This is a genomic window from Caballeronia grimmiae, from assembly GCF_022879615.1.
In the GTDB taxonomy this organism is placed as follows: Bacteria; Pseudomonadota; Gammaproteobacteria; order Burkholderiales; family Burkholderiaceae; genus Caballeronia; species Caballeronia grimmiae.
In genome coordinates this window covers 338,846-351,135 of record NZ_CP084273.1, presented here as the reverse complement: position 1 = coordinate 351,135, position 12,290 = coordinate 338,846, and the positions used below count along the sequence as shown (strand labels likewise).

Sequence of the window (12,290 nt, the reverse complement as noted above, 5' to 3'; positions counted from 1 at the left end):
GCGAGCGCAACTTAGCTGCCAGTTCATCGGCGTTAAAAGCGGGTCCGAAATTCGGACTCGCTTTTTTTATATTCGCGTTTTCCCTGACGGCTACAAATCTTGACAATGAAGCTGTCGGGCGACAAGATTTGTCCATAATTTGATTCATTCATCCACATTATGGACAGAGGAGCCGCGATGCCCGCGCCCAAACCCACGGCGGACGCAATGACGCCGTATCAGTATCCCAATCCCAAGGAAGCGCAGAAGGAGATCGTCGTCGGACACGCGATTCCTACCGACGAGCGCGAGTGGGTCCCGCAAGCCGAGAACGTCTGGTTTCGCCCGCTGTGCCTGAACGTCTCGACCGGCTACTGGATGAACCTGCTGCGCGTGCGCAAATCCGGCGTGCTGTCGCGGCATCGTCATCCGCAAGCGGTGCATGGCATGGTGCTGAAAGGACGCTGGCGCTACCTCGAGCACGACTGGGTCGCGACGGAAGGCAGCTACGTCTTCGAGCCGCCCGGCGAAACGCACACGCTTTACGTGCCGGAAGACGTCGAAGAAATGATCACGTACTTCCAGGTGAACGGCGTGATGTTCTATTGCGATCCGCACGGCAACTACACCGGCTACGAAGACGTGTTCACCAAGGTCGACATGTGCCGCAAGCACTATGAATCGGTCGGGCTGGGCGCTGATTTCGTCGATCAGTTCATCCGCTAACCATTCGCCTAATCGCCACAGCCAACCGAAGCGCCATCGAAGCGCATTCGGAGGAGACAACATGCAGAGCAAATCACCGCGCCTCAAGCGCATTCAATGGGTCGCGCTCACCTTTCTGACGCTGGCCGGTATCGTCAACTATCTGGACCGCAGCACGCTGTCCATCGCCAATCACTCGGTCACGCAGGAACTCGGGCTCTCCGCTTCGCAGATGGGCCTGCTGCTGTCCGCGTTCTCGTTCGCGTATGCGTTCTCGCAATTGCCGATCGGCGTGATGCTCGACCGTTTCGGCGCACGCATCATGCTCGGCCTCGGCATGTTCGTGTGGTCGGTCGCGCAGTTATTCGGCGGACTCGTTACGAACCTTCAGCAGTTCCTCTTCGCGCGCATCGCGCTCGGCATCGGCGAGGCGCCGCAGTTTCCGGCCGGCGCGAAAGTCGTCTCCGAATGGTTCGCGCAACGCGAGCGCGGCAAGCCGACCGGCATCTTCGTCACGTCGTCGACGATCGGCCCCGCACTCGCGCCGCCGATCCTCACCGTGCTGCTGCTCAACTTCGGCTGGCGCAACATGTTCGTGATCATGGGCGTGCTGGGCATCGCGGTGGCGATCGGCTGGTACATCGTCTATCGCAATCGCAAGGATGTCGCGCTCGAGCCGCAGGAACTCGCGCATCTGACCGAAGGCGAGCCGGCGCAGCGCAGCGAACGCAACATGAGCTTCGCCGAGTGGCGCGGCCTGTTCGGCAAGGCAACTACGTGGGGCATGATCTTCGGCTTCATGGGCGTCATCTATATGGTGTGGCTGTATTTGACGTGGCTGCCGGCGTATCTGGAGCATGAGCGGCATCTGACCATCGCCAAGACCGGCTGGATCGTGTCGATTCCCTATCTCGCGGGCACGCTCGGGATGCTGTCGTCGGGCTTCATCGCCGATGGCCTGATGGCCCGCGGCGTCGCGCCGATCCGCAGCCGCAAGTGGCCGATCTGCTCCGGCCTCATCGGCGCGGCGCTGTTCACCGTTCCTGCCGCGTTCACGCCGAACCTGACGCTCGCAATTGTCTACCTGTCGGCCGCGATGTTCTTCGTCAACATGGCGAGCGGCGCGGCATGGGCGCTCGTTTCGGTGGCCGCACCCCGCCACATGGTCGCATCGCTCGGCAGCATCCAGAACTTTGGCGGCTATTTCGGCGGCTCGTTCGCGCCGTTCATCACCGGGCTCGTGGTCGACAAGACGCATTCGTTTGTGAACGCGTTCCTGATCAGCGCGGGCGTCGCGTTCGCCGCTGCGCTCGTGTACATGTTCGTCGTTCGTTCGCCGATTCAGGACAGCGAGCAACAGGCGTCGCCCGCTCCCGTCGTTTAAATTTTCCAGACATGACTTTCCAAGCTGATCTCTTCAAGGGCAAGACCGTCGTCGTGACCGGCGGCACGCAGGGCATCGGCGCGGGGATCGCGCAGCAGTTCGCGGCGCTCGGTGCGCGCGTGATCGCTGCCGGCATCGCGCCGACCGATGCGCAACGCGACGCGCTCGCCGGCATCGAAGTCGCCGCGCTCGATGTCGCCGATGCCGCCAGCACCGCCGATCTCTTCGCCCGTCTCGACACGCTCGACGTGCTCGTCAACTGCGCGGGCATGATCAAGCGCGGCGACGAGCACGACATCGAGACCTTCGAGCGCGTAATCGCCGTCAATCTGAACGGCACGATGCGCATGTGCGCCGCCGCGCGTCCGCTGCTCGCCAAAACGGGCGGCGCGATCGTCAACACCGCGTCGATGCTGACCTTCTTCGGCGGCGGCCTCGTGCCCGCGTACAGCGCGAGCAAGGGCGGCGTGGCGCAACTGACGAAGTCGCTTGCCATCGCGTACGCGGCGGAGGGCATCCGGGTGAACGCGGTCGCGCCCGGCTGGATCGCGACGCCGCTCACGCAGGCGCTTCAGGACGATGGCGGCCGCTCGCAAGCGATCCTCGATCGCACGCCGATGAAGCGCTGGGGCCTGCCCGAAGACGTCGCGCGTGTCGTGGCATTTTTGGCGTCGCCAGCGGCGTCGTTCATGACGGGCGCGATCGTCCCAGTCGACGGCGGCTATCTGGTGGCGTAAATTCGGGCGTCGCTTTTCATTTCGTCGCATATGTCCATCGATCCCGCCTCTCTCGACACCGCCAAGGCAACCGGCACGGCCGCATTCTCGAAGTTCATGGCCGTGCTTCAGTTGATCGCCGATGCCGCCGAGCCGCCGACCATCGCGCGCCTCGTCACGCTGAGCGGCTATCCGCGTCCGACGGTGTATCGCATCGTCGGCGCGCTGATGGCGGAAGGGCTCGTCACCGAAGGCGCGCGCGTCGGCTGCTATGCGCTCGGCCCGCGTCTGATGTCGCTCGCGAGCCGGAGCTGGGAACGCTCGGATTTGCGCATCGCCGCCGCCGACGCGCTTCAGACCTTGCGCGACGCCACACAGGAAACGGTGCACCTCGCCGTGCGCAGCGGCGCGGAGATGGTGTACGTCGAAAAGCTCGAAAGTCCGCATGCGGTGCGGATGGCCTCGCGCATCGGCACGCGCGTCACGCTGTATTCGAGCTCCGTCGGCAAGGCGTATTTGTCGACGCTGCCGCACGCCGAACGCGATGCGCTGCTGCACGGGATCGCGCTCGAACGCTTCACGCCGAATACGATCATCGAGCGAAGCGCGCTCGACGCGGAACTCGATGCGTGTCAGGCGCGCGGCTATGCGGAAGATCGCGAAGAGAACGAAGCGCAGATCTTCTGCTACGGCAGCGCGATCGTCGGCGCGAACGGCGCGACGCTCGGCTGCGTGAGCGTGAGCATTCCGCTGTTCCGCAAAAGCGGAACGCCGATGGAAACCTACGTCACGCCGCTGCGCAACGCGTGCCGCGCGATTGCCGAGCGGATGAGTCCCGGCACGCGCGTCTAGCCTTTTTGCGCCGCCCCGGCTCGTTTGGCGATGAGCGTCGGCAGACGCGGCAACATCCGCGGCCAGTGCGTCGCTTCCCGCGCGAGGTGCGCGACGAGGCCGTGACAGCCGAATTGGTCCGCCGCGAGCCGCGCGATCACGCGGCGCGCGATCGGCCAGACATCGACATCCGGTGCGACGGCGTGCGCCATTCGCTCGATCGTCTCCATCGACCGCGACAGCAGCACCGCCCGCGATGCGATCCGCGCGTGCGCGGCGCTGAACCTGTGCTCGGCGGGCGCGGCGCCGAGGGCATCGAACAGATTCGAGACGTCCGTTCCCCTGCTCGCTTGCGGCGATGAGAACCGCTCGGCCTCACGCCGATACGTCGATTCCACACGCACTTCGTGATGCGCCGCGTGCGCATCCGGCCTTCCGTGCTCGAGATGCATGCGCGCCGCCGCCTTGTGATCGCCTTCGAGCAGCGCATTCGATACGCCGACCATGAATTCGCGCTCATGCGCGGCGAGGAACGTCATCGGGTTGTCGGCTTCGAGCACGATCTGTCCGAGCGTCGCCGGCTCGATGCTCACGCGCGCGCCCGCCGCTTCCAGTCCCGCGTGATAAAAGCCCTGGCCGAGCGCCATTTCGAAGAACGCTTCGATGAGCGTCGCGACGAGATCGGCCTGCTGCAAGCCATGCGATGCGAGCGCGTGAGCATCCGATAGCGGCACGGTGTCGATCGCGCGCGTCGTGAGCACCGCGTCGCTGCAGAAATCCCAGAGCACCTCGGGCACAGCGATGCGGTCGTCGTCGCGCAGGCGATAGCGCAGATAGCTTTGATCGGCGGCGCGCTGGCGCAGGTCGATCATCGGATGGACATTTTCCTGGACCAGGCGCACGCATTCCGCCGCGTGAAGTTCGCGCGCCGTGGCCGAACGCCGCTCCGCGAAGCGCGCGGCGGCGAGCGCGAGGTCGAGATCGTCGATGAGTTCCTGGCGCGCATCGGCGCGCAGCAGCGTGATGCGCACCGGAACGCCATCGATGCGTGCGGCGTGCGTCTGCTCGGCGATGCCCGAGCGCACCGGCACCGGACTGATGCCGTCAATATCGGCGCGAGGCGCGGCGGCCATCGACAAAGCGCACGCGGCGCGGAACTGGGCGGCATCGTACGGCGCAAAGAGGCCGTCCATTTCGGTCAGCGCCACGCGCACCGCCGTCTCCGCAAGCGCGGGATGGCGCGTGAGCACGCCCGACGCCACAGTCATCACGCGCGGCAATTGCGTCAACGCCGGCATGCCCGCGCTGAGCGGCGCGGCGCGCGCCCCATGCAGCGCGAAGAAGCGGGCGATGCGCTCCATCGACGCGCCGCCCTGCGTCGAGCGGCTCTCGCGCACGAACGCCCTGCCAAGTCGCCACAGCGTCGCGAGTCGTCGAACGGGCACGGTTGGGTTCCTGAAAGAGACTGAATGATGAGATGCGGCATCGCGCTTGGCTGATTATGTAGCACGATTCGGTCCTGTTGCAGCGTGGCGCATCGATCGCGCATTCCGACACGTCTATGCTTCGGGTTCCTACACATCTCGCATTGACGCCTGATTCCGGCGCGCTTACAGTGAGGCAGCATTTCGCTCTCACGGGCTCACCACTACTCTTGTCATGCGAAGCAACCACGAAAGCGGGTCCAACGGCCGGCATCAGGAACGTCATTTCACTGCCTTGCGGGAGGCACTCGAAGCGGAAGGCAGCGGTGTGCGCGCGTTCGTCGTCGTGCGGGACGGTCACATCGCGTTCGAGCATTATCGGGGCGACGCATCGCCCGATACGCTCGAGAACATCAACTCGGTCACGAAGAGCGTGGTGGGCCTCGCGGTCGGCATCGCGCTCGGAGAAGGATTGCTGCCGAGCCTCGATGCGCCCATCTGCGACTTCATCGATGCGGCGCGCAATCCTAAGCTCGACGAGCCCGTTCGAAGCATCACGTTGCGGCATCTGCTGACGATGACGGCGGGCTTCGAATGGGAACAGAGCGACATCGACGACTGCGTGCTCGGTCCGTGCGAGCGCTTCGCCGGCGACGAGGACCGGCTGACGTTCGTGCTGTCGCGGCCCATCGTTCATGCGCCCGGCACGCAGTTCGTCTATGACTCGCATGCGGTGCAAATGCTATCGATCGCGGTCGAGAACGTCGCTGGAATAACGCTCGCGCAGTACGTCCGCGAGAGACTGTTCGATCCGCTCGGCATCGCTACCGACGAATGGATCGCCGATGAAGACGGCCACACGTTCGCGGGCCGCGGTCTCATGTTGCGCGCACGCGATATGGCGAAGCTCGGGACGTTGATGCTCGACCGCGGAAAGTGGCAAGACGCGCAACTCGTCGATGCGTCGTTCATCGACGACGCCATCTCCGTGCACAGCGAAGGCGGCCCGCCGATGCACGACGCGCGCTACGGCTACCTTTGGTGGATCGCGCCGCGTTACTTCTTCGCGGCGGGATTCGGCGAGCAGTTCATCTTCGTGTCGCCGGAGGAACGTATCGTCGCGGCGGTGACATCGGATAACGACGATGCGACGAAGCACGCGCGCGCGTTGTTCGAGCAGCATGTGTTGAGGATCGGCGGCGATTGATTTTCAGGCTACGCGGCAAGCGTTTCCTTCTCCGACCGCTCGTCTCAAAATTAGTTATTTTTTGTCGATAGGCGATGTGAAGCATTTTCGATACGGTATCTTTATACCCTCGCGCAACAAGGTATCAATATCAAGAATGACGGGAGAGGCCCCGGCTTATTCCCGACGCGAACGGGACACGCCGCGCCACAACACGACCATCAAAAATAAAGGACGCCATGCAGCCGCCCGCCGACCAATCTATCGAAAGAACGATGTACATCCTCGGCCAGATCGGCGCGATCATCTGTCACGAGCGCGGGCCGCGCCCGGACACGACGATTCTCACGATGATGGCGTCGCGCCCCGCCGAAGGTTTCTGGCACGCTGTCGCGCAGATGAACGAGCTTTGCCCGGCGATACGCGGCCCGCGCCGCACGCTGCTTCAATGGAAACGCAAGGAAGTTGTCCGGCTGAGCCGCATGCTGCCACATCCGTTGCCGGGCGATGCCTGCTCGCAGACGCAGATGCCGTTCTGGGCCGGCTACTGTCACTATTGGGACGACGTGCTCAGGCAGCACGTCGAGTGCGAGACCGAACAGCCCGCCGTCGCGATGGACGAAGTGTCCGCGAGGCGCATCATCAACGCCTGACCGCGCGGGCGTTCGAACGCGATTTGCCGGCGCACCTCGGCCCGGGCGCACTTCACGCACTTCAGCACTCGCGCACCCGCCGATCTGCCTCGTGCGCCGAGTAATATGTTCGCATCACGCGGATCATGCGATCCAGTTCGGTCGGCTTGATGAAATAGCCATTGAAGCCGGTGCGCTGCGCACGCGCCCGGTCGTCCGGCGACGTGCGGCCGGTGTGCGCGATGAGCAGCATCGACAGGTCGAGCGCGCGGATCGCTTCGGCCGCTTCCCAGCCGTCGCCGAGCGGCATCATCAGATCGAGCAGCACTACGCCGGGCCGCCACTTGCGCGCGATCGTGACCGCATCGAGGCCGGTATGCACGGCGCGCACGTTGAAGTCGGCGTCTTCGAGCGCGAGACACAGCGCGCGCGTGGCGTCGAGATCGTCGTCGGCGACGAGGACGCGCGGCTCATCGTGATGAGCCGCGCGCTCGGGGATCTGCCAGACGGCTTCTTCCGGTAGCTGTGCCTGTCGTTGCATGGTTTGCATGTTCTAGCCTCGAATGGACCGTGTCGATGAGCAACCGGCGTTCCGCGCCGCAGCATCCGTCGACGGTCCTTGACTGGATGCGGGTCGCCGAATGCGCACTTCGGGAATACCCGGTGCTTGGGTATAGCTCCGTCGCCGGCGGAATCGTGAAGGTTTTGCATCGGCGGCGCACAACGGCGAGCGCCACGCGTTCGTCACATTCGAGAGGAAACGATGTTTGTCGTCTATTGGCTCGATGGCGATCCGGGAGCGGAAGGCAACGCCCGCCATCGAAGATTCGAACCGACCGCGCTCGCGGAAGCCTTGCGCTTCGCCGAGGCGTTGCGCCAACGCCAGGCGAAGGGCGACGCGATCAGTTTTGTTACGCTATGCAGCGAGAATCCGCAGTCGGTCGGCAAGCCGGGCGTCGCCGATCCGCCCGCCGGCTACGACTGGAAGAAGCGCCGGCGCTAGTCGACGAGATCGCCCTTCCCGCTCATTCACCGCTAACTCTCCCGGCCGATCATGCCTCCCATGCCGCTTCGACTCCGAGGCGGCGATCCGAACCGGAGGTCATCATGTACAAGCACATTCTCGTCGCGGTCGGCACGAGTCTCAGCCAGAGCGCACTTTCTACCGCGATTGCCCGCGCCCGCGAGTGCGACGCGCGCCTGACCGCGCTGCATGTGGTCGATCGCACGCCGTGGTGGGCGGTCGTCACCGGCGATTGCAACGTGCGCGATACCGCCGCTCTCATCGACGATCACGCTCGCGCGCTTACCCGCTACAGCTTGCGGCAGATCGAAAGCGCCGGTATCGACGGAACAGGGGTGAGCGTGACCTTGCCGCCGGGCGTGACGGTCGGCGAGGCTATCGCGAAGGCGGCGAACGAAGCGGGCGCGGATCTCATCGTGCTCGGCGGCGAGACAGATTCGGGCTGGGGCCGGGGCCGCGAGCGTCTGCGCGATGTCGTCTGCACGCAAACGCGATGCGATGTGCTGATCGCTGCACATCGCGCGAGGGACGCTCACGCGGACATCGAACGCGAGACGGGGAACACGCGCGCGATGGAAGCGGCGTCGGCGGCGCGGGTATGACCGCGCGACGGAAGACACGGCGGCAATCGTGCATCAAGCGGACAAAGCGCTTCTCAACTGCTCCGCAAGCTGCACGATGCCAATGGATATCTGCTTCTCGCGGCGTGCATCGAGCCGGCCAATCGGCATGCTCGTCGATACCGCGACGCGCTTGCCCGCCGGCGTCGTGCCGACATAGGCCGCGAAGCATGCGAGCCCTTCCGCGACTTCTTCGCGCTCGACGGCGAGACCGCTCGCGCGTATCGCCGCAAGTTCGCGCAACAGCGCGGCGCGGCGAGTGATGGTGCGCGGCGTCACCGCTTCGAGACGTTCGGGCAGGCGCTTGATGACCGCTTCATCGGACAGCCCCGCGAGCAGCGCCTTGCCGAGCGCGCAGCAATGCGCGGGCAGCCGCGAACCGAGATCGGAGACGAGCCGCACCGGCCGATGCGCGTCTTCCCGCGCGACATACACCACCTGCACGCCGTCGAGCACGGCCAGTTGCACGACCTCGTTGTGCTTGTTGATGAACGCGCCGGCGCCCTCGCGAAACGCGGCCTGCAGCTTGTCGTGGCGCACATACGCGTTGCCGAGCTCGAAGAGTCCGACGCCGATCACGTAGCCGTCGTCGCGCTTCTCGATCCACTGCATGCGCGCGAGCGTTTCCAGCATCAGATACAGCGTGCTGCGCGAGAGCCCCGTCTGCTCGGCGAGCGTCGCGGCACGCACGGGCTTCGCGGCGGCGGCGAGCGTTTCGAGGATATCGTTCGCGCGACGCAACGCGGGAACGTCGTAGGCTTTTTCCATGGGAGTCGTCGTCTGAAGTATCGGCGATACTCCAACATATTGGACAAACATGCAACCAATGGACAGTGACGAACACGCGGGATACGATCGATTCTCCCTTTTTTGACGCACGGTGATTGACTCATGCAGCCCGTTTCCATTGCTTCCTGCTTGCCCGAAGACCTGACCGATGCCGTGCTGATCGGCCGTGTATGGCGTCCCGCGCCGGTGGATGGCCCCGCTGTCGTCGCCGTGCGTAACGGCGAAGTGTTCGACATCACCCGCGCCGCCCCGACGACCGCCGATCTTTTCGACCGCCCCGACGCCGTCGATATCGCGCGCAACGCGCCGGGCGAGTCGCTCGGGTCCGTTCAGGACGTGCTGCAAGCGACGCTGGACGCGACGCCGGGCGGCCCGCGTCTGCTTGCTCCGTGCGACGTGCAGGCGGTCAAGGCGTGCGGCGTCACGTTCGCGGTGAGCCTGCTCGAGCGCGTGATCGAGGAGCAGGCCGGCGGCGACGCGACGAAGGCGCAGGAAGTGCGCGACACGATCAACATGCTGATTGGCGCCGATCTGTCGAAGATCGTGCCCGGTTCGGAAAGCGCGGCGAAGCTGAAGGCGGAGCTGGAGCGGCGCGGGGCGTGGTCGCAATATATGGAGGTCGGCATCGGCCCCGATGCGGAAGTGTTTTCGAAGTCGCAGCCGATGTCGTCGGTGGGCTTCGGCGCGGATGTCGGGCTATATCCGACGTCGCAATGGAACAATCCGGAGCCGGAAATCGTGCTGGCGGTGAATGCGCGCGGCGAGATCGTCGGCGCGACGCTTGGCAACGACGTGAACCTGCGCGATATCGAAGGCCGCAGCGCGCTGTTGCTCGGCAAGGCGAAGGACAACAACGCGTCGTGCGCGATCGGGCCGTTCGTGCGCCTCTTCGACGGCGGCTTCACGCTGGACACCGTGCGCGGCACGAGCGTGTCGCTGCGCATCGAGGGCAAGGATGATGGCTTCGTGCTCGAAGGCGTGAGTCACATGAGCGAAATCAGCCGCGATCCCGCGGACCTCGTCGCGCAGACGCACGGCGCGCATCACCAGTACCCGGATGGGTTCATGCTTTTCCTCGGCACGATGTTCTCGCCGATCAAGGATCGCGACAGCGCGGGCGGCGGCTTCACGCATCATCTTGGCGATGTGGTGACTATTTCGACGCCGACGCTCGGCGCGCTCGTCAATACGGTGCGGCTGTCGACGGAAATTGAGCCGTGGACGTTCGGGGTGCGGGCGTTGTATCGGAGTCTGGCGGCGCGGGGCGTGTTGGGGGGAGAGTGAGGGAATCTAGTCGAATTGCGTGTCTGGATGCGCTTGTCCAATACACGGAAAGGCGCTTCTTCTGATCGCGTCGATTGAGACTCGCCGTGGCCTGCGTTGCCGCCCACACGCGATCCAGCACGTGATAAAGATTTGCTGGAAGTTGCCGAGCGTCGGGTGCTCGCGGTGTTCTTTGCGTTTGCCTGCGATTTCGGTGATGTGGGGCGGCAGCGGTCCATGGGGGCCTAGCATGCTCAGGCCGAAGAGCCGGATATGCGGTCTTCGGTCGTTCAGCCGGGCGTCCGCAATTTCGTTTCGGGTGAAGGCGAGACTGAGACGCGGGCCGATGCGAAACGGCGCGCTTGCCAGCAGTTGCGCGGATCGGATCGACGTTAGGCGTCGCGCAATGCGGCGCTTGGGCGGGAAGAAACCGTAACGCCAAGGTTGATGATGCAAGTGCGACTTGCACTGCCGAGATCGGCTCGTGCCGCAGCAGCGTTCGAGGCAATGCCCCGCTCCGTCAGCTCATAGTTTGACTATCCAACTCCACCGGGCGGCGCTCCTAAACCGGCATCAACGACGTCGTTGCATGCTCTTGTCACCGAGTCCACCATCGCGCCTACGCCCTAGGCCGTGTCCCAAACCCCGGCCTACAAGCGCTTCGTTCGAAGCGCATAGCGTTGGACGTCCGGCAGCATACGGTGTTCGTCTCACTTCCCCCCAAACCGTCCCCCCCGCCCCTTCGTCACTACTTGCACCGGCGTCTCCATAAACGGCGACAAGTCTCCCTGCCGCCGCCGTTCCACCAACGCCTTCACCGCCACGTCGATTCCAAACACCGCCTGCCGCGCGCCAAATTGTTCGACGGTCGCGAGCATGCGGCCGTCATCGAGCATCGGTTGGACGGCGTCGATATTGTTGTACCCCGTCACCAGCACCTGCCCCTTCTTGCCCGCGATGCGGATCGCATCGATCGCGCCCATCGCGATGTTGTCGTTCGCGCACAGCATGCCGCGCAAGCCGGGATGCGCGTACAGCATCCGCAGCGCGATAGACTTGCCGCTCTCGAAGGTCCAGTCGCCGGTGTCGAGCGCCGTGACGCGCATCTGCGCCGCCGTCATCGCTTCGCGAAAGCCGGTGGTGCGTTGCTGCGCATTGCGATCGTTGGGCGGCCCTTCGATGATGCCCACCTCATCGCCCGCCTTCAGCCTGGAGCCCAGATACGCACCGACGAGCCGCGCGCCGCGCCGGCTGTCCGGGCCGACGAACGGAATCGTCACGTGAGCGGCGTCCTGCGCATCGTCGTCAAAGGGATTGTCGATAGCGATCACGATGGTCCCCGCCGCAATCGCCTTCGCGACGGCCGGCACGAGCGCCTTCGAATCGGTCGGCGCAATGACGATCGCGTTCACCTTCGCCTCGACCAATGACTCGATAATGCGCGCCTGACCCGCGACATCGTTGTCGGTGAGTGTGCCGTGCGTCGTCAGGTCCAGTTGCGATGCGTAATGGCGCTGGTAGTTCTTCGCGCCGTCGATCATCGAGGCGACAAACGGATCGCCGAGCGACTTCATCACGAGCGCGACGGTGGCTTTGGCATCGGGCAGCGCAGCCGCGTCGCGAATGGTCGCGAGTCCGCACGCGCTCAGGGCGCAGGCGGTGAGCAGACGGCGGCGGACAGGGCTTCTCATGGAGGCGAGACGGGAATCGGCGGTCGCCTCATTTTAGACGGACGAG

14 protein-coding genes are annotated in these 12,290 nt (G+C 64.8%); 9 read left to right on the top strand and 5 right to left on the bottom strand.

Features of this window, described 5'->3' with window-relative positions; genetic code table 11:
* The first annotated feature begins 177 nt into the window (after nt 1–177).
* From LDZ21_RS20870 to LDZ21_RS20855, 4 genes are all read left to right on the top strand, one after another.
* Nucleotides 178–705 (top strand): 2,4'-dihydroxyacetophenone dioxygenase family protein, encoded by a 528-nt coding sequence (locus tag LDZ21_RS20870; protein ID WP_035968793.1) that lies wholly within the window; start codon nt 178–180, stop codon nt 703–705.
* Between the two features lie 61 nt (nt 706–766).
* Complete coding sequence (locus LDZ21_RS20865; protein WP_244796586.1) at nt 767–2,068, top strand: MFS transporter; 1,302 nt, start codon at nt 767–769, stop codon at nt 2,066–2,068.
* Between the two features lie 11 nt (nt 2,069–2,079).
* The gene (locus LDZ21_RS20860) at nt 2,080–2,805 is read left to right on the top strand and encodes an SDR family NAD(P)-dependent oxidoreductase (RefSeq protein WP_244796585.1); all 726 of its coding nucleotides are present in this window, start codon (nt 2,080–2,082) and stop codon (nt 2,803–2,805) included.
* A 30-nt stretch (nt 2,806–2,835) separates the two neighbouring features.
* Entirely contained in the window at nt 2,836–3,636 is an 801-nt protein-coding gene (locus tag LDZ21_RS20855) for an IclR family transcriptional regulator (protein WP_244796584.1), read from the top strand.
* Here the strand turns inward: LDZ21_RS20855 and LDZ21_RS20850 are convergent.
* A complete protein-coding gene (locus LDZ21_RS20850) occupies nt 3,633–5,060 on the bottom strand; it encodes an AarF/UbiB family protein (protein WP_244796583.1) in 1,428 nt (475 codons plus the stop codon). The genes LDZ21_RS20855 and LDZ21_RS20850 overlap by 4 nt on opposite strands.
* A gap of 214 nt (nt 5,061–5,274) precedes the next feature.
* Between LDZ21_RS20850 and LDZ21_RS20845 the strand changes: the two genes are divergently transcribed.
* Nucleotides 5,275–6,246, top strand: a complete 972-nt coding sequence (locus LDZ21_RS20845) for a serine hydrolase domain-containing protein (RefSeq protein WP_244796582.1) — start codon at nt 5,275–5,277, stop codon at nt 6,244–6,246.
* Nucleotides 6,247–6,464: 218 nt separating this feature from the next.
* Nucleotides 6,465–6,878, top strand: coding sequence for a hypothetical protein (locus LDZ21_RS20840; protein WP_244796581.1), 414 nt, complete (start codon nt 6,465–6,467; stop codon nt 6,876–6,878).
* Between the two features lie 61 nt (nt 6,879–6,939).
* On the opposite strand, the gene LDZ21_RS20835 is transcribed toward LDZ21_RS20840, so the two are convergent.
* Nucleotides 6,940–7,407, bottom strand: a complete 468-nt coding sequence (locus LDZ21_RS20835) for a response regulator (RefSeq protein WP_244796580.1) — start codon at nt 7,405–7,407, stop codon at nt 6,940–6,942.
* 213 nt (nt 7,408–7,620) lie between these two features.
* On the opposite strand from LDZ21_RS20835, the gene LDZ21_RS20830 reads away from it, so the two are divergent.
* Both LDZ21_RS20830 and LDZ21_RS20825 read left to right on the top strand, forming a co-directional pair.
* Nucleotides 7,621–7,860 (top strand): hypothetical protein, encoded by a 240-nt coding sequence (locus LDZ21_RS20830; RefSeq protein WP_244796579.1) that lies wholly within the window; start codon nt 7,621–7,623, stop codon nt 7,858–7,860.
* 104 nt (nt 7,861–7,964) lie between these two features.
* Nucleotides 7,965–8,483 carry a universal stress protein gene (locus LDZ21_RS20825; RefSeq protein WP_244796578.1) on the top strand — a complete coding sequence of 173 codons (519 nt, stop codon included), beginning with the start codon at nt 7,965–7,967 and terminating at the stop codon, nt 8,481–8,483.
* Between the two features lie 33 nt (nt 8,484–8,516).
* On the opposite strand, the gene LDZ21_RS20820 is transcribed toward LDZ21_RS20825, so the two are convergent.
* Nucleotides 8,517–9,269 carry an IclR family transcriptional regulator gene (locus LDZ21_RS20820; protein ID WP_244796577.1) on the bottom strand — a complete coding sequence of 251 codons (753 nt, stop codon included), beginning with the start codon at nt 9,267–9,269 and terminating at the stop codon, nt 8,517–8,519.
* 123 nt (nt 9,270–9,392) lie between these two features.
* Between LDZ21_RS20820 and LDZ21_RS20815 the strand changes: the two genes are divergently transcribed.
* Entirely contained in the window at nt 9,393–10,574 is a 1,182-nt protein-coding gene (locus tag LDZ21_RS20815; protein WP_244796576.1) for a fumarylacetoacetate hydrolase family protein, read from the top strand.
* A 6-nt stretch (nt 10,575–10,580) separates the two neighbouring features.
* Here the strand turns inward: LDZ21_RS20815 and LDZ21_RS31430 are convergent, their stop codons facing one another.
* Both LDZ21_RS31430 and LDZ21_RS20810 read right to left on the bottom strand, forming a co-directional pair.
* Nucleotides 10,581–11,009 (bottom strand): type VI secretion system baseplate subunit TssG, encoded by a 429-nt coding sequence (locus LDZ21_RS31430; protein WP_404980716.1) that lies wholly within the window; start codon nt 11,007–11,009, stop codon nt 10,581–10,583.
* Between the two features lie 254 nt (nt 11,010–11,263).
* Nucleotides 11,264–12,244, bottom strand: a complete 981-nt coding sequence (locus LDZ21_RS20810) for a substrate-binding domain-containing protein (protein ID WP_244796575.1) — start codon at nt 12,242–12,244, stop codon at nt 11,264–11,266.
* Nucleotides 12,245–12,290: the final 46 nt, after the last annotated feature.